The following is a 21,958-nucleotide window of genomic DNA, read 5'->3' on the forward strand; positions in this document are numbered from 1 at the left end:
GATTTCACCCCCGGCGCCGCGCCGCGCTGGGCGGGTTGCGCTGTTTGACCAGGCTCGTCCCGGTGATACTGGACCATGACCGACGCCCAGGCGATCCACGAGCTCGTCCAGGCGGGGCTCGCCGAGCCCGCGGCGGACGAGTCGTTCGACCGCTTCGCGCGGCTCGTGCACCGGCAGCTCGGGGTGTCGTCGGCGCTCGTCACGCTGGTCCTCGACGACGAGGCGGTGCTGCCCGGCGCGCACGGCGTGCCCGAGCCGTACCAGTCGGCGCGCCGGACCCCCCGCAGCCACACGTTCTGCCAGTTCGTGGCGAACGAGGCGCGCCCGCTCGTGGTCGAGGACGCGCGCACCGTCCCCCACCTGGCCACGCTGCGGGCCGTCGACGACATCGGGGTCGTCGCCTACGCGGGCTTCCCGATCTTCGACCCGCAGGGCCGTGCGGTCGGGTCGCTGTGCGCGTTCGACCCGCGGCCCCGCACCTGGTCGGACGACGAGCTGGCGACGCTCGCGGACCTGGCGTCCGCGTGCACGTCCGAGCTCCGGCTGCGCCTGGCGCAGGCCCGCGCGAAGCGCATGCAGCGCGTCGCGCTCGCGGCGAACAAGCGGTCGCGCCTGCTCCTGGAGCTGTCCGAGTCGTTCGCCGCCGCGACGTCCGTCCGCGACGTCGCCGAGCGGCTGGCCGCCGTCGGGGCGGCCATCGGCGCGCGCTACGCCGGGCTCGCCCTGCTCGACGGCGGCGGCACCCGCCTCGAGTTCACGACGCTGGACCACCTGGAGCCGGGGGTTCCGGCGTCGTTCCGCCGCATGCGCGTGGACGCGGACCGGGCCGCGTCGACCGCGGCGCGGACGCGCGAGCCCCTGTTCTTCCGCGACCACGTGCAGTACGGCGAGCGGTTCCCCGAGGCCGCGTCGCTCATCGCGCCCGACACGGTCGAGGCGCGCTCGTTCGTGCCCGTGCTCGCGGACGACCGCCTCCTGGGCGTGGTGGCGCTCGCGTGGGACACGGTCCGCGAGTTCGACGACGACGCCGTGAAGACGGAGACGACGATCGCGTCGTACGTCGCGCACGCCGTCGAGCGCGTCCGGCTGCTCGAGGAGCGCCACCGCGTCGCGGCGACCCTCCAGGCCGCGATGCTCACCGAGCTGCCGCCCGTGCGCGGCGCGGAGCTCGCGGCGACGTACGCGTCCGCGACCCGCACGGACCAGGTCGGCGGCGACTGGTACGACGCGGTGGTGCTCGACGACGACGCGTGCGTGCTCATGATCGGGGACGTCACCGGGCACGACATGCGCGCCGCGGCGCAGATGGGCCAGCTCCGGTCGATGCTGCGGACGTTCGCCTGGTGCCAGGACGAGCCGCCCGCCGTGCTGCTGCGCCTGCTCGACCGCGCGAACCGCGGGCTCGCGCTGCACTCCAGCGCGACGGCCGTCGTGGTGCGGCTCGACCGCACCCCGCAGGGGTTCGACCTCACGTGGTCGAACGCCGGGCACCCCCCACCCCTCGTGCTGCGCGCCGACGGGACGGTCGACCCGCTCGAGTCCGCGCCCGACCTCATGCTGGGGGTGCTGCCGAGCACGCAGCGGCACGACCACCGCACGCGCCTCGCGCCGGGCGACACGCTGCTCCTCTACACCGACGGTCTCGTCGAGCGCCGCGGCACGTCGTTCGCGGAGCGCCTCGCCGGCCTGCGGTCCGTCCTCGGCGAGCACGCGGGCACCGCGACGTCGGCCGTCCCGGACGCGCTCGTCCGCCGCCTCGTCGCCGACCAGCGGGACGACGTCGCGGTCCTCGCCCTGCGCGTGCGGCACACGGTCCCGCGGGCGCCGGCGCCCGGGCGCCCGTCGGTGCTGACGCGGCCGGTCGAGCACACGTCGACGGCGATCGGCCCCGCGCGGCGGTGGGTCGACGACGTGCTCGAGAGCTGCGACGTGTCGCCCGCGGTCCGCCGCGTCGCGATGCTCCTGACGAGCGAGATCCTCACGAACGCGGTGCAGCACGGCACGACGCCGGTCCGGGCGGAGCTCGAGGTCGGGCACCGGGTGGTGCGGGTCGGCGTCGAGGACGGGTCGACGGCGCTGCCGAGGCTGCGCTCGCCGCGGCCCGAGGAGACGGGCGGCCGGGGGGTGCAGTTCCTCGAACGGTGCGCGTCGCGCTGGGGCGTCGACCTCCACGACGACCCGGCCGACGGCGGCACGGCCGAGGGTGACCCGGCCGGGGGCGGCAGGACCGGCGGCGGTGCGGCCGGCGACGACGCGGTCGACGGCCGCGCGGCCAAGACCGTCTGGTTCGAGCTGGACCTCGACGGCTGACCCGGACGGTCGTCCGGTGCCCCTGTGCGGTGTCGGAGGGCGGCGGTAGCGTGTGTGAGGTGGGCCACTCCCCCCGGGCACCGCGCGCGATCCCGTGACCCCTCGTGCACGTCGAGACGACCGAGTCCTGAGAGGAAGCACCATGACCGACCTCGCCACCCCCGCGACCCTGCGCGGCGACGCCACCGCGACCGCCGCCGGGACCGCCCCCGCGACCGCCGCTGGGACCACCCCCGACCCGCTGCCCGACCGCGAGCACCTCGACGCCGTCCTCGACGGCCACCGGCGCGAGCTCACCGGCTACTGCTACCGCATGCTCGGGTCGTCGTTCGAGGCCGACGACGCCGTGCAGGAGACGTTCCTGCGCGCGTGGCGGTCCTACGACCGCTTCGAGGGCCGCTCGGCCCTGCGCTCGTGGCTGTACCGCATCGCGACGAACGTGTGCTTCGACGCGCTCGGTGCGCGCAAGCGGCGCGAGCGCCCGATGGGCCTGGGCGGACCCCAGGCCCCGGAGCTGGAGAACCTGGGCCAGGTGCTGCCGGAGGAGACGTGGGTCGAGCCCGTCCCCGACGACCGGGTGCTCCCGCACGACGGCGACCCGGCGCAGGTCGCGGTGGGGCGCGAGACCATCCGCCTCGCCTTCGTCGCCGCCCTCCAGTTCCTGCCGCCGCGCCAGCGCGCGGTGCTGTTGCTGCGCGAGGTGCTGCGCTGGCAGGCGAGCGAGGTCGCGGAGCTCCTCGACACGACGGTGGCGTCGGTGAACAGCGCGCTGCAGCGCGCCCGCGCCACGCTCGCGGCGCGCGCGCACTGGGACAGCTCGGGCCTGGGCGACGAGACGGGGTCGGCCGCGCCGGTCGCGGCGAACGCGGGCCTCGGCGACGAGGAGAAGCTTCTGCTCGAGCGCTACCTCGACGCGTTCGAGCGCTACGACATGGACGCGCTGGTCGCGATCCTGCACGAGGACGCGACGCTGTCGATGCCGCCGTACCCGCTGTGGATGCGCGGCCCGGCGGACATCGTCACGTGGATGACAGGCCCGGGTCACGAGTGCGAGGGCTCGCGCATGGTCCCGGTCGCGGTGAACGGCACGTTCGGGTTCGGCCAGTACCGCCGCGCGGCCGACGGCGGTCACGAGCCGTGGGCGCTCCAGGTCGTCGAGACGGAGGGTGGCCGCGTCACGGCCATCAACGCGTTCCTCGACACGGCCTCGTGGTTTCCGCTGTTCGGGCTCCCGGAGCGCCTCGACGACTGACGCGCCGAGGGTCAGCCGAACGTCTCGAGGAGCGTGCTCCGCTCGGCGTCCGTGAGGTTCGTGGCGACGAGCGTGCCGTGGACCCCGTGGAACCGCTCGCCGACGCGGTCGAGGTCACCGTCCTCGGTGACGACGAACAGCGCCGACGTCCCGGGCGTCACGCCCTCGCGGATGCGATCGAGCTGGTCCTTGTCGATCCCCACGGCCTCCATCGCCTTCGTCGACGCGCCGATCGCCGCCCCGGCCGCGGCGCCCAGCACGGGCGCGAAGAACAGCGACCCGAGCAGCAGGCCCCAGAAGGCGCCCCAGCCCGTGCCGCGCCACTCGTCCTGGTGGCCGTGGCGCGTCGTCGGCTTGGCCGCGCCCTCGGGCCACGACACGACGGCGGTGTCGACGATCTTGACGGCGTGCTCGGACGCGGAGTCGTGGAGGATCCGGGACGCCGCGTCGGCGCCCTCGGGGGAGTCGAACTTCCAGACGGTGAAGGTGGCCATCGTTCTCTCCGTTTCTCTCAGCCGAGCAGCTTGGCCTTGGCGGCGGCGAACTCGGCGTCGTTCAGGACGCCCGAGGAGTGGAGCTGACCGAGCCGCTCGAGCTGGTCGAGGAGGTCGTCCTGCACCGACGCGGGAGCGGGCTGCGCGTACTGCGCCGCGGCCTGCTGCGCGGCCGCCTCGACCCTCGCCTGGTCCTGCGCGGCCGCGGCCCGCTGGGCCTCCCACGACTCCTGGGCACGGTTCGCCTGGTGGCGCTGCACGGCTCCCGCGGTCGCGGAGGCCGTGCCCGCGATGACGGCGGTGCGGGCGGCGGTCCCGATGAGCCCGGGGCGCCCGAATCGTCGGACGAGCATGTGGTCACTCCTGTCTGTCGGACGGGTCGGCGCCCGGGCAGGGACGCCCGGGCCGAGCGGGTCAGCCGTCGGCGAGCGCGAGGTCGGCGACCTCGTTGACCACCTCGGCGGGGACGCGCTCGCTGAGGAGCACGACGCCGTCGGCGGTGCGGGTCGCGGCCACCAGGGCACGCGCCCACGTGTGCTCGACGACGAGCACGACGGCGGACGTGCCCGGCGCGAGACCGGCCGCGACGTGGTCGAGGTCCTCCTCGGCCGCGAGACCGGCCGCGGTGAGCTCGACGTCGGTGATCGCGAGCTCGTCGCCGAGGTCGGTCACCTCGAGCACCTCGACGTCGCCGTCGCGCGAGCGCCGGACCACGGCGAGGTCGAGGAGCGTGACGGTGCCCTGCGCGAGCACCTCGAGGACGGCGGCCTGGATGCCGTCCGGGATGCGCTCGGTGGGGAACGCGACCGCGACGATCTCGACCGGGCCGAAGGTGGACGTTGCCATGGGGTGCTCCTGTCAGCAGGCCGAGGGCGGGGTGGTGCGCAGCAGGCGGTCAGCGGGCGGCGCGCTCGGCCTCGTCGCCGTGGACGACGAGCGCCCACAGGACGAAGACGTCGAGCACGATCGTGATGAGCGACCACCACGGCGTGACCTGCAGGGTCGTGAACTGCGCGATCGCGTTGACGACCACGAGCACGATCGCGACCATGCGCGCCCAGCCCTTGCCGGACAGCAGGGCGAAGCCGGTGAGGACGAGCAGCACCCCGATGACGAGGTGGATCCAGCCCCACGTCGACACGTCGAGGACGACGATGCCCGCGTCGGAGACGCCGACGAGGCTGTTCGGGGAGAACACGGCGACCAGGCCGCTGATGGCGTTGAAGAAGCCGATCGTGACGAGCACGATGCCCGCGAACCAGACCCAGCCGACCCATGCCGTCACCTGTGACGAGCGTGCCATGCCATCCTCCTGAGAACCGTGGAGCCCCGACCGGACGAGCGTGCGGATCGATCGTGGCACCGGCCGCCCGGTTCGGCATCCGGAAGGTCGGCGCGTCCCGGGACCGCTGCCCGGCGGCCCCGCTAGGTTCGTGGCCATGACGACGCCGCCCTCCACCGACGACCCGTGGTCGGGCGTCCCGGACGCCGGCACGCGCCCGGTCCAGCACGACTCGCGGCGGCCGCCGCGCTGGGTGCCCCGCGCGCTCGCGATGGCCGTCGTCGCGGTCTTCGTCGGCGTCTTCGCCTGGTACGCCCTCGGTCAGCTCAAGGCGCTGGGCGTCAACATCCTCATCGCGTTCTTCGTCGCGCTCGCGCTCGAGCCGATCGTCGTGTGGCTCGTGCGGCACGGCTGGCGGCGGGGCGCGGCCGCCGCCGTCGCGCTCCTGGGGTCGCTCGTCGGGATCCTCGTCGTGCTCGCCCTGTTCGGGAACCTGTTCGTCCAGCAGCTCGTCCAGCTCGTCCAGTCGATCCCCGCGCTGTACGCGAGCATCCAGGACTTCGTCGCGGACCGCTTCGACGTCGTCATCCCGGACTCCGACGACCTCCTCAAGCAGGTCATCAACGACTTCGGCGACGACGTCGCGTCCGGCGCGATCGTCGTGACGACCACGATCGTCGGCGGGGTCTTCGCGAGCCTGACGATCCTCCTCGTCACCTACTACCTCCTCGCCGCGGGACCGCGGTTCCGGGCGGCCGTGTGCCGCTGGCTCACGCCGAACCGGCAGGAGGAGGTGCTGCGCCTCTGGGAGATCACCCAGGTCAAGGTGTCGGACTTCATCAACTCGCGCATCGTGCTCGCCGCGCTGTCGAGCGTGTTCACGTTCGTCTTCCTGCTGATCCTCCAGACGCCGTACGCCCTGCCGCTCGCGGTGTTCACGGGCGTCGTCTCGCAGTTCGTCCCCACGATCGGCACGTACATCGGCGGCGCGCTGCCCGTCGCCGTCGCGCTCACGTCGCAGGGGCTGCCGCAGGCCCTGGGCGTGCTCGCGTTCATCATCGGGTACCAGCAGCTCGAGAACCTGTACTTCTCCCCCAAGGTCTCCGCCCGGGCGCTGGAGATGAACCCGGCGGTGAGCTTCGTCGTCGTGCTCGCGTTCGGCGCGGTGTTCGGCGCGCTGGGCGCGTTCCTCGCCCTGCCCATCGCCGCGACGATCCAGGCCGTCGGGAACACCTACCTCCAGCGGCACGAGCTCATCGAGTCGCACATGCTCCACGACCCGGACGCCGAGGGCCACGGCCCGGGCCGGGGCAAGGGGGACGGGAAGGGCGACGGCAAGGACGGCGACGGGCGCACCGCCCGCCGCCGACGCCGCAACCGCGAGGCGAACCTCGAGGCCGAGCGCACGGTCGACGAGCGGCGCGCCGAGGGCATCGACTAGCGGGACGGTCCGCGCCGACGGCACCCCCGGCCGGGCGCAGCGCGGTCAGAGCGCCGCGATGCCGTCGCCGAGCAGCTTCGCCCCGAGGACGAGCAGCAGGACGGCCATGATCACCGCGTTGTTGTGGGTCATCCAGGCCTTGAGCGCGTCGAGCATCGCGGCCGCGCGGGAGCCCATGAAGAGGTAGATGAAGACGGGCGCCGCCACCCCGATGCTCGCCACGACGGCGAACACGACGGCCGCGACCACCTGGGCGGTCGTGTCGTCCGGCGCGGCCGACGCGATCGCGGCACCGCCCGAGACGACGAGCAGCAGGTTCTTCGGGTTGACCGCGCCGAGGAGCACGGCGAGCCCGGCCGCCTTGACGGGCGTGAAGGCGTCGATCGCGGCCATCCAGCGGGGCGCGGGCGGGTCGACGCCGTCGCGCGGGCGCCCGCGCCACTGCTTGAGCGCGAGCAGGAGCAGCAGCACGCCGAGGACGAGCTTGAGGATGGCCGCCCACAGCGGCGGTCCGCCGTCCTGCGGGACGGCGGACCCCGCGACCAGCGCGACGACGAGCGTCACCGCGCCGACCGCGGCGAACCAGCCGACGAGGAACGCGAAGGCGTTGGCCTTCGCGCGCCCGCTCACGAGCATGAGCACGACGGCGACGATCGGCAGCGGGCTCACGAGCACGCCGACCGCGATGGGGAGGGACTGGCCGATCGCCGCGCCCATGGGCGGCCTCCTTCGTGGTCCGGTCCCGGGTGGGACCGCGGGAGCTACGGGGACGACGGCGCGCGGACGGAGGCGCGCGGGCGGGCGAGGTGCCCGACGGCGTCACGCACCGCCGTCGGGCACCTCACCCGTGCGGCATCGCCGCGGGCCCTCGACCGCTCAGGCGTTCTCGTCGAAGGCCGCGCGGAGCTTGGCCTCCTCGTCGGCGGAGAGGTTCGTCTGGATGAGCTCGCCGTGGACGCCCTCGGCCTGGAGCGCCTCGTGCACGCGGTCGATCACCGCGCCCGACGTGAGGACGAACAGCGCGGACGTGCCCGGCGTGACCTTGCTGCGCACGGAGTCGATGAAGTCGTCGTCGATGCCGACGTCCGTCAGCGCGCCGGCGATGGCGCCGGACGCCGCGCCGATCGCCGCGCCCAGGAGCGGGACGAAGAACAGGAGCCCGAACAGCAGGCCCCAGAACGTGCCGCCGAGCGCCCCGACGGCGGTCGTGTTGTTCCCCTGGCGTGTCTTCGGCTTCTTCTTGCCCTCCTCCCAGGACACGGTGGCCGCGTCCTGGACCTGGATGAGCTCCTGCTTCTGGAGGGCGAGGAGCGCGTCCTCGGCGCGCTGGGCGCCCTCGGGGGTGTCGAACTTCCACACGGTGAGCGTTGCCACGTCAGACCTCGTTCCGGATCGTTCGTTCGGCGGGGGCGCGCCGTCGCGCCCCGTGACGCGTCGAACGTATCCCCGCCTCCCGGGTCGCGCGCGGCGAGCGTCGAGGACCCGCGCAGCGGCGCGGTGGGGGTGCTGCGGCTCCGGATGCGGTGCGACCACCCCCGTGGTTCTCTTCCCGTGTGTCCGACGCGCCGGCTACCGGGACGACGTCGGGTCGCCTCCTGCGCTCCGTGGTGCCGGCCCTCGTCGTCGGGATCGTCAGCGCCCTGACGCTCCTCGCGCTCTCCGAGCTCGCGACGTGGATCCAGCACCTCGTGTGGGACCGGCTGCCGGAGGCGTGGGGGGTCGCGAGCACAGGGACGTGGTGGACCGTGCTCGTGCTCACCGTCACCGGGCTGCTCGTGGGCGCCACGGTCCGGTGGGCCCCGGGGCACGCCGGCATCGACCCGGCCACGTCGGAGCTCGTCGCCGCCCCGCTCCCGCTCCGGGCCCTGCCCGGTCTCGCGCTGGCCCTCGTCCTCGGTCTCGCCGGCGGGGTGAGCCTCGGGCCCGAGAACCCGATCATCGCCCTCAACGTCGCGCTCGCCGCGTGGTTCCTCTGCCGCCCCCGGTTCGGCGTCCCCGTGCCGGGCGCCGTTGCGCTCGCGCTGGCGGGGACCATCGGCGCGATGTTCGCCACCCCCGTCGCCGCCGCGCTCGTCCTCACGGAGAGCTTCGCGGAGCGCGGCGGGCAGAGCGGCCCCCTGTTCGACCGGCTGTTCGCGCCCCTCGCCGCGGCCGGCGCGGGAGCCGTGACCATGACCGCGGTCGGGGCCCCGACGTTCTCCGTCGACCTGCCCGACTACCCCGGCCCGGCCCTCGGCGACGTCGCGAGCAGCGTGCTGATCGGCGCCGTCGCCGCCCTCGTCACGGCGCTCGCCGTGGCCGCGCTGCCCGTCGTGCACACGCTGTTCCACCGCCTCCGCAGCCCGGTGCTGGCGCTCGGCGCGGGCGGTCTGGTCCTCGGTCTCCTCGGCGTCCTCGGCGGACCGCTCACGCTGTTCAAGGGCCTCGACGAGATGAAGGAGCTCGCGCAGCAGGCCGACACGTACGCCTGGTCCACGATCCTGCTCATGGCCGTCGTCAAGGTCGCGGCCCTCGTCGTCGCGGCGGCCGCCGGGTTCCGCGGCGGCCGCATCTTCCCCGCGGTCTTCATCGGCGTCGCGCTGGGCCTCTCGGCGTCGTCCCTCGTCCCCGCCGTGCCGCCCGCGATCGCCGTCTCCGCCGGCGTCCTCGGCGCCGTCCTGGTCGTGGCGCGCGACGGCTGGCTCGCCCTCTTCATGGCGGCCGTGACCGTCGGCGACGTCCACCTGCTCCCCGTGCTCTGCGTGGCCGTCCTGCCGCTGTGGCTCGTCGCCCGCTCGATGCCCCCGCTGCGCGTCGACCTCCCCCCGGGGACCCCCGAGTTCCCCGCGCTCGCCACCGCCCCCGGCCCGGCGCGCACGGCGGAGGGTGGTGGTCGTGGCGGAGCGCGGTGACGACGACGCGACGTCCGGCACCGGGGCCGAGGCCGAGGCCGAGGTCCACGCCGACCCCGCGGCCGTGCCACCACCCGGGCGGCGCGGGGCGGCCGGGATGCTGCGGCGCGCGGGACGGCCGACCCGCTCCGACGTCGTCTCGGGCATGGTGACCGGGCTCTTCTCCATCCCCGAGGGCATGGCGTACGCCTCCATCGCCGGGTTCAACCCGGTCGCGGGCCTCTACGCGGGCATCGTGCCCGCGATCGTCGGCTCGATCACCGCGCGGACCGTCCTCATGATCACGACGCTCACGAGCGCCATCGCGCTCACGTCGCAGAGCGTGCTCGCGTCCGCCGGGCTGGAGCCGACCGACCCGGCCAACGTCGCCACGCTGACGATCATGGTCGGCCTGGTGATGCTCGTGCTCGGCGCGCTGCGCCTCGGCGCCGTGATGAGCTTCGTGTCCAACGCCGTCATGGTGGGCTTCTCGACCGGCATCGCGCTCCAGATCATCACGGGGGTCCTCGGCGACGCGACCGGGTACGACCCGCGCGGCGACAACCGGCTGTACCAGCTCGGCGACTGGCTCGTGCACGTGACGTCGTGGGACCTCGCGTCCACGCTCGTCGCGGCCGGGACCGTCCTCGTGTGGGCGCTGGCCCGGTCGGTCCGCCGCCTCGTGCCCGTGGCGCTCCTCGTGTCCCTCGTCGTCGTGACCGTCGTCGTGGTCGCGGCGGGCATCGACGTGCGCCAGGTCGCCGACATCGCCTCGATCCCGTCCGCCCTCCCCGGCCTGTCGCTGCCCGACCTCTCGGTCGCGCCCGCGCTCGTCGGGGGCGCCGTCGCCGTCGCGCTCGTCGCGCTCGCGCAGGCCGCGTCCATCGCGCCGTCGATGCCCAACCCCGACGGCTCCCGCTCGGACACCGACGCCGACTTCCGCTCGCAGGGCTGGGCGAACGTGGCCGGCGGCCTCTTCCAGGCGCTGCCCAGCGGCGGCTCGATGTCCCGCACGGGCGTCGCCGCCGAGGCGGGCGCCCGGACCCGCTGGGCGGGCGTCGTGAGCGGCGTGTTCCTCGCGCTCGTCGTGCTGCTCCTCGGCGGCCTGGCCGAGCTCATCCCCATGCCGGTGATCGGCGGGCTCATCCTCGTCGTCGGCGGCGAGCTCGTCTGGGGCAAGCGCCACGAGATCCTCCTCGTGCTGCGGACGTCGCCCCTGTCGTCGCTCGCGATGGTCGTCACGTTCGCCGCGACGACCCAGCTCCCCCTCCAGCAGGCCATCGTCCTCGGCGCGGTCCTGTCGCTCCTGCTGTACTGCGTCCAGGCGGCGCGCCAGTCCCGCCTCGTCCTGCTCACCCGAGAGCCCGACGGGCGCTGGCGGACGTCGCGGCGCACGCCCGCGCGGCTGCGCTCCGGCGAGGTCACCGTGCTCGAGTTCTCGGGGACGTCGTTCTTCGCCTCGCTCCCCCGCATCGAGGACCAGTTCCCCGACGGCTCCGGCGCCCGGCGCGCCGTGCTCGTCCTCGTGCTCCGGACGCTTCCCGACATCCCGTCCTCGGCGGTGATCGACCTGTTCCACCGCACCGCCCGACGGCTCGCCGCGCAGGGGAACCGGCTCGTCCTCGCCGGGGTGACACCCGCGATGCGCAGCCTCCTGGAGCGGACCGGCACCGTCGACGAGCTGGGCGCCGACGCCGTCGTCGACGCGACCGACGAGGTCCTGGGAGCGCTGGAGGCCGGGTTCCGCGACGCCGAGCGCTGGGCGCGCCGGGAGGACGACGGGTCGGCCTAGGCGACCCGTCGTCGACGGCGGCCTTTCCGGCGCGTCGCGGCTTCTCGGCGGGCGGTCAGCGGCTGGTCAGCGGCGCGGGACCGGCGCGGACGGCGTCAGCCGCGCGCCGTCGCCTCGCGGATGCGCTTGTCCTCCTGGCGGCGGTCCCACCAGCGGGTGAGGACGAGCCACCCGAGCAGCCAGCCGCCGAGCGCGCTGATCAGCCAGACGACGACCGTCACCCCGATCCACGTGGAGGCCCCGGAGATCTCCAGGCCGTCGCCCACGAGCGTCGCGATCCACAGCGCGAGGAACGTCGACACGAGGCCGATGCCGCCGAGCACCGCGGACGCGTACTTGCGCGCGATGTTGAACACGAAGGGCGCGAGCACCCCCTGGGCCACCGCGAACACGAGGACGGCGACCGTGAACCCGGAGGTGTGCACCGTGACGCCGTCGAAGACGTTCGCGGCGACGAGGAGGCCCACGGCGGCGAGGACCACGTTGATCGCGAAGCTCAGCAGGAACCGGATCATGCCGCAACCGTCCCGCCGCGCGGGAGGTTCCGCAACCGCTGGTGCGGCGCGGGAGTCCCGCCCCGTGCGACCTGCCCGGGAGGTCGGGACACCTGCCCCTGGGGCCCGGGACGCCGCCCGGCCGACGCTGCGGAGGCCGTCGCACCGCGTGACGGGCCCCGGCCGCGGGAGGCGGCCTCGAACGGAAGGTCGTCCCATGCAGGACAGCTCGCTCACCACGCCGTCGGCGGTCGCCGACGGCACGCCCCGCCGCGCCCGCGGCACGACGCCCCGCGCGTGGGCCTGGACCGGGGTCGTCGCCGGCGTCCTCGGCCTGGTCTCGATCCAGTCCTCGATGGCGCTCGGCATCAACTGGGAGGAGACCGCGGGCGACGCGGAGGCGATCGTCGCCGACCTCTCCGGCCGCACGGGCACGCAGATCGTGTTCCACACCGCGACGATCGCGTGCGCGCTGCTCGTGCTCGTCTTCGCCGCCGGGCTCAAGCGACGGCTCGACGGGCAGGCGCCCGCCGGGTCGATCCTCCCGACGGTCGCGGGCTGGGGGCTCGTGCTCGTCTCCGTCGCCGGGCTGCTGGGCTCGGGCCTCGACACGCAGTTCCTGTTCGGCCTCGGCGACACGGCGCTCATCGTCCCGGAGTCGGGCGCGTTCTACAGCGACTGGGTCGCGACGATCCCGTGGCTGTGGGTCGGCGCGGGCGTCGCGGGCGTCGCGCTCGGCGTCGCGGCGCTGCGGCACGCGGCCGCGCCGCGCTGGCTCGGCGTCGTCGGGTTCGTGCTCGGCGGGCTCGCCCTCCTCACGGGCGTGTCGCCGCTGCAGTACATGGCGGGGTTCGTCGGCCCGATCTGGCTCCTCGTCACCGCGCTCGGCTTCGCCCTCGGGGACCGGCGCTGAGCGCGACGCGCGAGATCGGCGACGCGCGTCGAGATCGGCGGGTCCGGTCGGGATCGGCAGCATGGACTGCCGATCCGGCACGGGACCGCCGATCTCGCCGTCGTCCACGGCCGGGTGATCTCCCGCCCGGGCCCTTCTCGCCGCGCGTGCCGCGGCCCTACCGTGGGCCCGTGGCCGAGCCCGGGCCCGGCCGCGCCGGGATGCCCCGCACGGGCTGGACGATCGGCGTCCTCGCCTGGGTGCTCGGCGTGTCCGCGCTCGCGCTCCAGCTCACCTCCGGCGTGCCGCTCCTGCTGGGCGACCTGCTGTTCGTCGTCGTGGACGCGACGGTCGCGCTCGTCTACGGCACGGTCGCGGCGGTGATCCTCGTGCGGCGGCCGCACGTCGTCGGGTGGCTCGTGGCGCTCGCCGCGATCGGCGGCGGGGTCGCTGCCCTGGGCGGCGGGTGGCGCAGCTACGCGTCGACCCACCCCGGCCTGCCCCCGCTCACGCCTCTCGCGGACGCCTACGGGTGGGCGTGGGTGCCGGGCACGGTCGGGCTCTTCGTCCTCGTGCCGTGGTTCGTGCGCGGCGGGCGGCTCGGCGCGGGCGCGTGGTGCGGGGTCGCGGGCGGCGTCGCGTCCATCACCTGCTTCTTCCTCGCTCCCTCCGACGACCCGCGCCCCGCGATCGTCGGCGTCGTCGTCATGGGGCTCGTCACCGCGGGCGCGACGGCGTGGCGCCGGCTCCGCGGGCCGGTCGAGGAGCGCCGCGGGCTGGGCCTCCTCGCGCTCGGGACCGCGCTCATGGCGCTGTCGTTCCTCCCGCTGCTCGGCACGTGGGCCGACCCGGACGTGCTCCTCGCGCTCCCCCTCACGCACCTCGCGTGCCAGGCGCTGTTCCCCGCCGCGATCCTCGTGTGCGTGCTGCGCAACCGGCTGTGGGGCATCGACCTCGTGCTGTCGCGCGCGACCGTCGCCGCGATGCTCGCGGTCGGTCTCGCCGTCGTCTACGCGGTGGTGGTCGTGCTCGCGACGACCGTCGTCGACGGCCCCGCCGCGCAGGTCGTCGCGGCGGTCGGGATCGCGCTCGCGGTGCAGCCCCTGCACACGTGGCTGCGGCACCGCGTGCGCACGCTCGTCTACGGGGAGGGGAACGACCCGGGCCGGGCGGCGCTGCGCGTCGGCCGCCACCTGTCGTCCGCGTCGACGGCCGACGACCTCGTCGTGAGCCTCGCCGTCGGCGTGCGCGAGGCGCTGCGCCTGGAGAGCGTGACGATCGAGCGGTCCGCGCCCGGCCCGACGACGTCCGGCAGCCCCGCGGGCCCGGCGCCCTGGGCGGGCCCCGGCAGCCATCCGGTGGGGGACGCCGTCACGCTCCCCGTCGAGCACGGCGGCCGCGTGCTCGGCCGGGTCCACGTCGTCGCGCGGGCCGGCGAGCGGCTCGACGCCCGGACGCGGGACGCGCTCGAGCAGCTCCTGCCCGTGCTCGGCGCCGGTCTCGCGCTCGCCCGGGGCGCGCACGAGCTCGAGGAGGCGCGCGACGCCACGACCCGCGCGCGCCTCGCCGAGCGGCGCGTGATCCGCCGGGAGCTGCACGACGGCGTCGGGCCGTGGCTCGTGGGCCTGCGGCTCGGGCTCCAGGGCGCGCGGAACACGCTGCGGACCGACCCCGAGGCCGCGGCCGCGGTGCTGGACGCTCTCGGTGTCGAGGTGGCGCAGCGCGTCGAGGACGTGCGGGCGCTGTCCCGCAGCCTCCTGCCGCCGTCGCTCGACGAGCACGGTCTGGAGGTCGCGCTCGGCGAGCTCGCGGGGCGGCAGGCGCTCGGCGGGTTCGTCGTGGACGTGCGCTGCGACCCGTGCGGGGGCCTCGACCCGCGCGTCGCCGCGGCCGCGTACGCGATCGCGAGCGAGAGCGTCGTCAACGCCGCCCGGCACTCCGGGGCGCAGGAGTGTCGCCTGACGGTCCGGCTCGGGGACGGCGCGCTCGTCGTCACGTGCGAGGACGACGGCCGGGGCGTCGCGCCGGACGCGGTGGCCGGCGTCGGCTCCCGGTCGCTGCGCGAGCGGGCCGACGAGCTCGGCGGCCGGCTCGAGGTCGCCGCGGTGCGGCCCGACGGCGAGCGCCCCGGCACGCGCGTGCGCGCCACGCTCCCGCTGGTCCCGGCCGGGGCGCTCGCGCGCGGAGCAGCGTCGTGATCCGGGTCGCGGTCGTCGACGACCACCCGGTGTTCCGGCTCGGCATGGCCGCGCTGCTGGACTCGTTCGACGGCGTGCGCGTCGTCGGGAGCGCGGCGTCGGCGGCCGAGGCGCGGGCGCTGCTCGGTCTCGGCCCCGGCGGGGCCACGGGCGCCGAGGCGCGGGCCGACGTCGTGCTCCTGGACCTCGACCTCGGCGACGGGTCGGGCGTGGACGTGACGCGCGACCTCGTGCGCGCGGACCCGGCCGCGCGCGTGCTCGTCGTGACGATGCACGAGGACGAGGACGCCGTCGTCGCGGCCGTGCGCGCGGGGGCGCGCGGGTTCCTCGTGAAGTCCGCGAGCCCCGCGGAGGTCGAGCGCGCCGTCCGCGCGGTGGCCGACGGCGCGATGATCCTCTCCCCGTCCGTCGCCGACCGGGCGATGGCGTACGTCGTGGGCGGGCGCTCCGCCGTGCGCGCGCCGTTCCCCCAGCTCACCGACCGCGAGCGCGAGGTGCTCGACCTCGTCGCGGCCGGCCTCGACAACGCGTCGATCTCCCGGCGGCTCGTGCTGAGCCCCAAGACGGTGCGCAACCACGTCGCGAACGTCCTCGCCAAGCTCGCCGTCCGCGACCGCGCCGCCGCGATCGTCCGGGCGCGCGAGGAAGGACTGGGCGGCGGCTGACGCGTCAGGCGTCGTCGTCCTGGATGACCGACAGCACGTTGCCCGCCGGGTCGGTGAACCACGCGATGAGCGGGCCGCCGCCACGGAAGACGAAGTCGTCGTCCGTCTCGACGGGCGTGCCCGCGTAGCGCTCGAACTCCACGCCGCGCTCGCGGAGCGCCGCGACCGTGCCCGGCACGTCGGCGACCGGGAAGTTCAGCACCGTGAACGCCGCCGGGGCGTGGGCCTCGCCCTTCGGGTAGACGAGCACGCGCGCACCGCCGCCGATCTCGAGCCAGAGCATGTCGTCCCCGCTGACGGTGAGGCCGAGGTCGTCGGCGTAGAACCGCCGCGCCGCGTCGACGTCGTCGACCGAGAACCCGCTGAACGCCGTGTCGAGCACGTCTCCTCCTGAGGTCGCGCGGGCCGGTGCCCGCTCTCCCCAGGGTCGACCGGCCGCAGGCCACCGACTCATCGGTCGCGCGGCGTCAGGCCTCGCGGCGCAGGTGCAGCAGCGGGAACGGGCGGCCCTGGTCGTCCGTCTCCGACCGCCCGGTCACCTCGAACCCGAGCGCCCGGTAGAAGCCCAGCGCGCCCGAGTTCTGCTCGTTGACGTCGAGCTCGACGACCGGGTGACCGCGCCCGACCGCGTCGAGCAGCGCGCGGCCGATCCCGCGCCCGTGCAACGCGGGGTCCACGAACAGCATCTCGACCCGGTGCCCGACCGTCCCGGCGAACCCCGCCACCCGGCCGTCGACCTCCGCGACGGTGAGGTCGACGGCGCCGAGGTACTCGTCCCGGACGGCGGACTCCAGCTCACGCACGTCGTCGGGGCCGAGGAAGTCGTGCGTTGCCTCGACGGCGCGCCGCCAGACGTCGACCAGCGCGTCCGTGTCGTCGGGGCGGGCGGGTCGGAGCACGGGGAGGTCCATGGGACCAGCCTGCGACCTCGCGGCGAGGAGGCTCAAGCGGATTGCTCGCCCACCGGCGCGAGGCCGAGGGAACCGAGCAGCGCGACGACGCGGCGGCGGATCTCGTCGCGGATCGGGCGGACGGCGTCGAGGCCCTGCCCGGCCGGGTCGTCGAGGACCCAGTCCTCGTAGCGCTTCCCCGGGTAGAACGGGCACGCGTCGCCGCACCCCATCGTGACGACGACGTCGGACGCCTGCACGGCCTCGGGCGTCAGGACCTTCGGCTGCTCGCCGGTGAGGTCGACCCCGACCTCGCGCATCGCCTCGACGGCGACGGGGTTGATCCGGTCGCCCGGCATCGACCCCGCGGAGCGCACCTCGACGGCGCCGCCGCCGAGCTCGCGCAGGAACCCGGCGGCCATCTGCGAGCGCCCCGCGTTGTGGACGCACACGAACAGCACGCTGGGGCGGGTCGGTGTGGTGTCGTGAGCCGGGCCGCGGGTGGTGGGACCGGGCGTGGCGTCGGGGGCGTCCATGCCCTCAGTCTGGCGGACCCGCGGCGCCTCGCCGCGCGCTCCGGGCGTCCGCTCCCTACGCTCGCGGTGTCGGCCGCGGGCCTCCGCGCCCGGCCCGGCCGTCGCCGACGGTCGTGGCAGCGGACGAGGAGAGCCATGACCCATCTGACCGGAGCGGTCGAGCAGGCGTCACCCCGGTCCGGCTGGCAGCGGTTCTGGGACCGCGGCGGCTGGTGGCGGGCCTTCCTGTTCGCGGTCCTCTACATCGCGGTGTACCTCGCGGTCGGGCGGCTCGTCGGCGCCACGGGGCTGCGCCCCGACAGCGGCGACGACCTCCTCGACTCACCCGGCTCCGTCTTCTTCGGGCTCCTGCTGCCGATCCTCGTCATGGGCCTGCTGCTCGTGGTCTTCCTGCGGACCGTGCGCTGGCGGAGCGAGGTGTTCGGGCCGCAGCCGGTCGCGGGCCGCCCGTGGATGTGGGTCGCGGTCGTCCTCGTGCTCGTGCCCGTCGTGCTCCACCTCCTCGCGACGGACTGGGGCGCCTACGACGTCACGGTGGTCCTCACGGTCTTCGCGCTCGGGCTGTGCATCGGGTTCGCGGAGGAGGTGCTCGCGCGCGGCATCGCGGTGGCGATGCTGCGGCGCGCGGGCTACGGCGAGCGCGCCGTCATGGTGCTCTCGTCGCTCCTGTTCGGGCTGCTGCACGCGACGAACCTCGTCTCCGGCCAGTCCGCCGTGGCCGTGGGCGTCACGGTCGTCTACGCGTTCGGCTTCGGCACGATGATGTACCTCTCGATGCGCGTCACCGGCAGCATCGTGCCCGCGATCCTCCTGCACGCCGCGACCGACCCGACGACGATGCTCGCGACGGGCGGCGTCGACGCGCACGGGGCGAACAGCGGGTCGGAGGCCCTCAACGGGATCGCGGCGGCGTTCAACGTCATCTTCCTCGTCGTCGGGGTCGTCGCGATCTTCTTCGTCTCGGGCCGCGCGAGGACGGCGGCGAGGACCGAGGCCTGACCCCGGCTCGTCAGGACCGCCGACCGCGCAGCGCGATCGCCGGACCCGAGAAGAGCGCGATGCCCAGCACGAACCCGATGTCGTACCAGGTCCCGTTGTTGTCGACCTCGTAGATGCTCACCGTGTCGGTGAAGAGGGACACGATGAACGTCACCGGCAGGATCGCGCCCTGCCACAGGCCCCACCAGAACCCGTAGCCCCCGGGGTTCGCGGCGACGTTCGGCCCGGCCGCGCACGCCCCCAGGAGCAGGAGCACCGCGAGGCCGAGGGCCGTGCCGGCTGCTCGTCGCGTCGTCGTGGGCATGTCGCTCACCTCCGGGCACCAGTGAACCGCTCGCGCCGCCCGACGGCCAGGCCGGCCCGCGCGACGCCCCGGGGAGACCGGTGTCGGGGCCGTGCGGCAGGATGACCGCATGACGCAGAGCACGGACGACGGCGCCCCCGCGAGCAGCGACGCCACCCCCGGCGGCGAGCTCATGCTGCTCGACACCGCGAGCCTGTACTTCCGGGCGTTCTTCGGGGTGCCGGACTCGATCAAGGCGCCGGACGGCACGCCCGTCAACGCGGTGCGCGGCCTGCTCGACATGATCGCGACGCTCGTCACGGACCGTCGTCCGACGCGCCTCGTCGCGTGCTGGGACGTGGACTGGCGGCCGGCCTTCCGGGTCGAGGCGATCCCCTCGTACAAGGCGCACCGCGTCGCGGAGGTCGTCCCGGGCACGACGGGCGTCGAGGAGGTCCCGGAGAAGCTCGTCGCGCAGGTGCCGGTCATCGTCGACGTGCTCGCGGCGCTCGGCATCGCGCGCGTCGGGGCGGCGGGCTACGAGGCGGACGACGTCATCGGCACCCTCACGGCGCGCGAGGTCGCGCGCCGCGCGGCGGCGGGCGCGACGCCGGACCCGTCGGGCCGGGCGGCGGTCGAGGTCGTCACGGGCGACCGCGACCTGTTCCAGCTCGTCGACGACGCCGCGGGCGTGCGCGTGCTCTACCCGACGAAGGGCGTGAAGAACCTCGACGTCGTCGACCAGGCGCGCCTGCGCGAGCGGTACGGCGTCGCGACGGGCGCGGCCTACGCGGACATGGCGGTCCTGCGCGGCGACCCGAGCGACGGCCTGCCGGGCGTCCCGGGCATCGGCGAGAAGACGGCGGTCGCGCTCCTCGGGAAGTACGGCGACCTCGCGGGCGTGCTCGCGGCGCGCGACGCGGGCGACGCGGGACTGACGGCGACCCAGCGCCGTCGGCTGACCGAGGCGGCCCCGTACCTGGAGGTCGCCCCGCTCGTCGTGCGCGTCGCGCCCGACGCCCCGCTGGGCGACGTCGACGACGCGCTGCCCACAGCCCCGGCCGACCCGGACGCGCTCGCCGAGCTCGGCGAGCGCTGGGGACTCGGGACGTCCGTGCGCCGTCTGCTGGACGCGCTGCGCGGCTGAGCGGCCGCCGCCCGTCCGGAGGGCAGACTGGGTCCGCCGCCGCGGACCGCCGGCGGCCCGTCCGACCCCGCCGGGAGGCGACCCGTGGCTCTCGTCCGCTGCAGCTTCTACTCCGACGTGCTCGAGGTGAGCACCTCGATGACCGTCGTGCTCCCCCAGGCCACGACGACCCAGATCGGCATGGCCGGGTCGGCGAGCGCGCGCGCCGAGGGCGCCCCGGTGCTCTACCTGCTCCACGGCATGAGCGACGACGAGACGATCTGGACGCGCCGGACGTCGATCGAGCGGTACGTCGCCGACCGCGGGCTGGCCGTCGTCATGCCGCGCGTGGAGCGCAGCTTCTACGCCGACGAGGTGCACGGGCACCGGTACTGGACGTTCCTGTCCGAGGAGCTGCCGAGCCTCGTCGACCAGTTCTTCCGCGTGTCGACGCGCCGCGAGGACACGTTCGTCGCGGGGCTGTCGATGGGCGGGTACGGCGCGTTCCGCTGGGCGCTGCGGCACCCCGAGCGGTTCGCGGCGGCGGCGAGCCTGTCCGGGGTGCTCGACCTCGCCGACGAGTCGTACCGCGAGCGGCGCCTGCCGGACATCGAGCGCGTGTTCGGCGACCGCGAGATCGCCGGGTCGGACGACGACCTGCTCGCCCTCCTGCGGCGCGCCGCGGCCGAGGGCCGCACGGCCGACCTCCCCGAGCTGTTCCTCGCGTGCGGGACGGAGGACTTCCTCGTCGACGGCAACCGGTCGTTCGAGCGGGTGGCCGATGAGTCCGGCGTGGCGCTGCGGTCGGAGTTCTCGCCCGGGACGCACGAGTGGGGCTTCTGGGACCGCACCATCCAGGACGTCCTCGACTGGCTGCCGCTGGCCGGGACGCCACGAACCTGAGGCGGCGCCCTCCCTACCCCTCGGGCATGTCACAGACCGTGCCCGCGCGTCGTCGTCCAGGTGACCTGACCGCACCTCCGGCCGTGCAGCGCGCACACCGACGAAGGGGACCAGCACCATGACCGCCTCCACCACGCTCTCGCCCACCGACGTCGCCGCGCTGCGGGACCGCGTCACGGGTCGCGTCCTCGCACGGGGCGACCTGCCCGACGGCGGCCCGACCGCCGCGGAGGCCGTCGCCGCGCACAGCACGCTCGTCGCGCACGACCCCGACGTCGCGGTGCTCGCGGAGACGGAGGCCGACGTCGTGGAGGCCGTGCGCTTCGCGGCCCACCATGGGCTGCCCGTGCGGTCGCACGCGACGGGCCACGGCGAGTCGTCGCCGATCACGGACGGCGTCGTCCTCGGGACGAGCGGCCTCGCGGGCGTCGAGGTCGACCCGGCGTCGCGCGTCGCGCGCATCGGTGCCGGGACGCGCTGGAACGCGGTCGTCGACGCGGCCGCGGAGCACGGGCTCGCGCCCGTCACGGGCTCGTCGACGTCCGTCGGGGTCGTCGGGTACACGCTCGGCGGCGGGTACGGGCCCCTGACGCGCAGCCACGGCCTGACGTCGGACCGGGCGCGCGGCTTCCGCGTCGTGCTCGCCGACGGGTCGGTCGTCGAGGCGGGCCCGGACACCGAGCCGGACCTGTTCTGGGCGCTGCGCGGCGGCAAGGGCGGGTTCGGCGTCGTGACGCGGCTCGACCTCGAGCTCGTGCCGCTGCGCACGCTGTACGCGGGCTCGCTCACGTTCGACGCCCCGCACGTCGAGGACGTCCTGCGCGGCTGGGCGGCGTGGACCGCGACCGCGCCCGACGACGTCACGACCTCGGTCGCGGTGCTCGCCCTCCCGGACCTGCCGTTCGTCCCGGAGCACCTGCGGGGCCGCACGGTGCTCGCCCTGCGCTTCGCCTACCCGGGCGACCCGGCGGAGGGCGAGCGCCTCGCCGCGCCGCTGCGGGCGCTCGCGCCCGCCCTCGCCGACACCGTGGGCGAGCTGCCCGTGACGGCCGTCGCGACGATCCACGCCGACCCGGAGGACGCCGGGCCGTCGTGGGTCTACGGCGCGGGCCTGCGGGAGGTGGACGGGGATTTCCTCGACCGGTTCCTCGCCGAGCTCGGGCCGGGCAGCGGGTCGCCGTTCGTCGCGGCCGAGCTGCGGCACGTCGGCGGCGCCGGGGCGCGCGACGTCGAGGGCGGGTCCGCCGCGGGCGGACGCACCGCCGGGTTCCTGCTGAGCCTCGTGGGCGTCAACCCGCCGCGGCTGCCGGACATGGTCGCCGCCGCCGCCTCGTTCGCGCAGTGGTCGCAGCCGTGGGCCGCGACGGAGACGAACATCAACTTCCTGCCCGGGCCCTGGACGGACGACGCGCTCGCCCGGGCCTGGTCGCCCGAGACCGCGGCACGCCTCGCGTCGGTGCGCGCGGCGTACGACCCGACGGGCCTGTTCGCCTGGCGCGTGTGATCCGGTCCGCCCCCGGCTCCCCGGGGG

The 21,958-nt window shown here is 75.4% G+C and carries 23 protein-coding genes; 12 read left to right on the forward strand and 11 right to left on the reverse strand.

Translation table 11 applies throughout. From position 1 onward, the window contains the following. Positions 1-75: 75 nt before the first annotated feature. A complete protein-coding gene (locus B9L22_RS05605; RefSeq protein ID WP_086149489.1) occupies positions 76-2,310 on the forward strand; it encodes a SpoIIE family protein phosphatase in 2,235 nt (744 codons plus the stop codon). A 142-nt stretch (positions 2,311-2,452) separates the two neighbouring features. Continuing rightward, positions 2,453-3,562: a sigma-70 family RNA polymerase sigma factor gene (locus tag B9L22_RS05610; protein WP_086149490.1), complete on the forward strand. Its 1,110-nt coding sequence runs from the start codon at positions 2,453-2,455 to the stop codon at positions 3,560-3,562. Between the two features lie 11 nt (positions 3,563-3,573). Here the strand turns inward: B9L22_RS05610 and B9L22_RS05615 are convergent, their stop codons facing one another. From B9L22_RS05615 to B9L22_RS05630, 4 genes are all read right to left on the reverse strand, one after another. Then, complete coding sequence (locus B9L22_RS05615) at positions 3,574-4,056, reverse strand: DUF1269 domain-containing protein (protein WP_021479816.1); 483 nt, start codon at positions 4,054-4,056, stop codon at positions 3,574-3,576. Positions 4,057-4,073: 17 nt separating this feature from the next. Next, positions 4,074-4,409 (reverse strand): SHOCT domain-containing protein, encoded by a 336-nt coding sequence (locus B9L22_RS05620; RefSeq protein WP_086149491.1) that lies wholly within the window; start codon positions 4,407-4,409, stop codon positions 4,074-4,076. A 61-nt stretch (positions 4,410-4,470) separates the two neighbouring features. Then, positions 4,471-4,902 carry a DUF6325 family protein gene (locus B9L22_RS05625; protein ID WP_086149492.1) on the reverse strand — a complete coding sequence of 144 codons (432 nt, stop codon included), beginning with the start codon at positions 4,900-4,902 and terminating at the stop codon, positions 4,471-4,473. 49 nt (positions 4,903-4,951) lie between these two features. Further along, the gene (locus B9L22_RS05630) at positions 4,952-5,359 is read right to left on the reverse strand and encodes a hypothetical protein (RefSeq protein ID WP_086149493.1); all 408 of its coding nucleotides are present in this window, start codon (positions 5,357-5,359) and stop codon (positions 4,952-4,954) included. A 136-nt stretch (positions 5,360-5,495) separates the two neighbouring features. On the opposite strand from B9L22_RS05630, the gene B9L22_RS05635 reads away from it, so the two are divergent. Then, positions 5,496-6,779 carry an AI-2E family transporter gene (locus B9L22_RS05635; RefSeq protein ID WP_233139742.1) on the forward strand — a complete coding sequence of 428 codons (1,284 nt, stop codon included), beginning with the start codon at positions 5,496-5,498 and terminating at the stop codon, positions 6,777-6,779. A gap of 45 nt (positions 6,780-6,824) precedes the next feature. Here B9L22_RS05635 and B9L22_RS05640 read toward each other — a convergent pair whose 3' ends face one another. Continuing rightward, a complete protein-coding gene (locus B9L22_RS05640) occupies positions 6,825-7,496 on the reverse strand; it encodes a GAP family protein (protein ID WP_086149494.1) in 672 nt (223 codons plus the stop codon). Positions 7,497-7,655: 159 nt separating this feature from the next. Further along, complete coding sequence (locus tag B9L22_RS05645) at positions 7,656-8,153, reverse strand: DUF1269 domain-containing protein (protein WP_086149495.1); 498 nt, start codon at positions 8,151-8,153, stop codon at positions 7,656-7,658. A 179-nt stretch (positions 8,154-8,332) separates the two neighbouring features. On the opposite strand from B9L22_RS05645, the gene B9L22_RS05650 reads away from it, so the two are divergent. Next, positions 8,333-9,670 (forward strand): ion channel protein, encoded by a 1,338-nt coding sequence (locus B9L22_RS05650; RefSeq protein WP_198947204.1) that lies wholly within the window; start codon positions 8,333-8,335, stop codon positions 9,668-9,670. Beyond that, on the forward strand, positions 9,654-11,441 hold the full coding sequence (locus tag B9L22_RS05655) for a SulP family inorganic anion transporter (RefSeq protein ID WP_198947205.1): 1,788 nt from the start codon (positions 9,654-9,656) through the stop codon (positions 11,439-11,441). The genes B9L22_RS05650 and B9L22_RS05655 overlap by 17 nt, the downstream gene beginning before the upstream one ends. Positions 11,442-11,536: 95 nt before the next feature. On the opposite strand, the gene B9L22_RS05660 is transcribed toward B9L22_RS05655, so the two are convergent. Beyond that, the gene (locus B9L22_RS05660; protein WP_086149496.1) at positions 11,537-11,956 is read right to left on the reverse strand and encodes a phage holin family protein; all 420 of its coding nucleotides are present in this window, start codon (positions 11,954-11,956) and stop codon (positions 11,537-11,539) included. Positions 11,957-12,152: 196 nt separating this feature from the next. On the opposite strand from B9L22_RS05660, the gene B9L22_RS05665 reads away from it, so the two are divergent. From B9L22_RS05665 to B9L22_RS05675, 3 genes are all read left to right on the forward strand, one after another. Beyond that, positions 12,153-12,848 (forward strand): hypothetical protein, encoded by a 696-nt coding sequence (locus B9L22_RS05665; RefSeq protein ID WP_061268382.1) that lies wholly within the window; start codon positions 12,153-12,155, stop codon positions 12,846-12,848. 170 nt (positions 12,849-13,018) lie between these two features. Further along, positions 13,019-15,025, forward strand: coding sequence for a histidine kinase (locus tag B9L22_RS05670; RefSeq protein ID WP_233139748.1), 2,007 nt, complete (start codon positions 13,019-13,021; stop codon positions 15,023-15,025). Then, positions 15,022-15,690 (forward strand): response regulator transcription factor, encoded by a 669-nt coding sequence (locus tag B9L22_RS05675; protein ID WP_034655973.1) that lies wholly within the window; start codon positions 15,022-15,024, stop codon positions 15,688-15,690. Before B9L22_RS05670 ends, B9L22_RS05675 begins: the two co-directional genes overlap by 4 nt. A gap of 4 nt (positions 15,691-15,694) precedes the next feature. On the opposite strand, the gene B9L22_RS05680 is transcribed toward B9L22_RS05675, so the two are convergent. From B9L22_RS05680 to B9L22_RS05690, 3 genes are all read right to left on the reverse strand, one after another. Next, a complete protein-coding gene (locus B9L22_RS05680) occupies positions 15,695-16,072 on the reverse strand; it encodes a VOC family protein (RefSeq protein WP_086149497.1) in 378 nt (125 codons plus the stop codon). A gap of 85 nt (positions 16,073-16,157) precedes the next feature. Further along, positions 16,158-16,601, reverse strand: coding sequence for an acetyltransferase (locus B9L22_RS05685; RefSeq protein WP_086149498.1), 444 nt, complete (start codon positions 16,599-16,601; stop codon positions 16,158-16,160). Between the two features lie 32 nt (positions 16,602-16,633). Next, entirely contained in the window at positions 16,634-17,116 is a 483-nt protein-coding gene (locus B9L22_RS05690; RefSeq protein WP_086149499.1) for an arsenate reductase ArsC, read from the reverse strand. Between the two features lie 135 nt (positions 17,117-17,251). On the opposite strand from B9L22_RS05690, the gene B9L22_RS05695 reads away from it, so the two are divergent. Further along, complete coding sequence (locus B9L22_RS05695) at positions 17,252-18,115, forward strand: CPBP family intramembrane glutamic endopeptidase (RefSeq protein WP_086149500.1); 864 nt, start codon at positions 17,252-17,254, stop codon at positions 18,113-18,115. A 10-nt stretch (positions 18,116-18,125) separates the two neighbouring features. Here the strand turns inward: B9L22_RS05695 and B9L22_RS05700 are convergent, their stop codons facing one another. Beyond that, positions 18,126-18,419: a hypothetical protein gene (locus B9L22_RS05700; protein ID WP_086149501.1), complete on the reverse strand. Its 294-nt coding sequence runs from the start codon at positions 18,417-18,419 to the stop codon at positions 18,126-18,128. Between the two features lie 109 nt (positions 18,420-18,528). Between B9L22_RS05700 and B9L22_RS05705 the strand changes: the two genes are divergently transcribed. The 3 genes from B9L22_RS05705 to B9L22_RS05715 all read left to right on the forward strand — a co-directional run bounded on the left by B9L22_RS05705 (position 18,529) and on the right by B9L22_RS05715 (position 21,931). Next, a complete protein-coding gene (locus tag B9L22_RS05705) occupies positions 18,529-19,545 on the forward strand; it encodes a 5'-3' exonuclease (protein WP_233139749.1) in 1,017 nt (338 codons plus the stop codon). Positions 19,546-19,629: 84 nt separating this feature from the next. Beyond that, entirely contained in the window at positions 19,630-20,427 is a 798-nt protein-coding gene (locus B9L22_RS05710; protein WP_043656406.1) for an alpha/beta hydrolase family protein, read from the forward strand. Positions 20,428-20,545: 118 nt separating this feature from the next. Next, complete coding sequence (locus B9L22_RS05715; protein WP_086149502.1) at positions 20,546-21,931, forward strand: FAD-binding oxidoreductase; 1,386 nt, start codon at positions 20,546-20,548, stop codon at positions 21,929-21,931. The last annotated feature ends 27 nt before the right edge of the window (positions 21,932-21,958 follow it).

Origin of the sequence: Cellulosimicrobium sp. KWT-B, assembly GCF_002127155.1 — a bacterium.
In the GTDB taxonomy this organism is placed as follows: domain Bacteria; phylum Actinomycetota; class Actinomycetes; order Actinomycetales; family Cellulomonadaceae; genus Cellulosimicrobium; species Cellulosimicrobium funkei.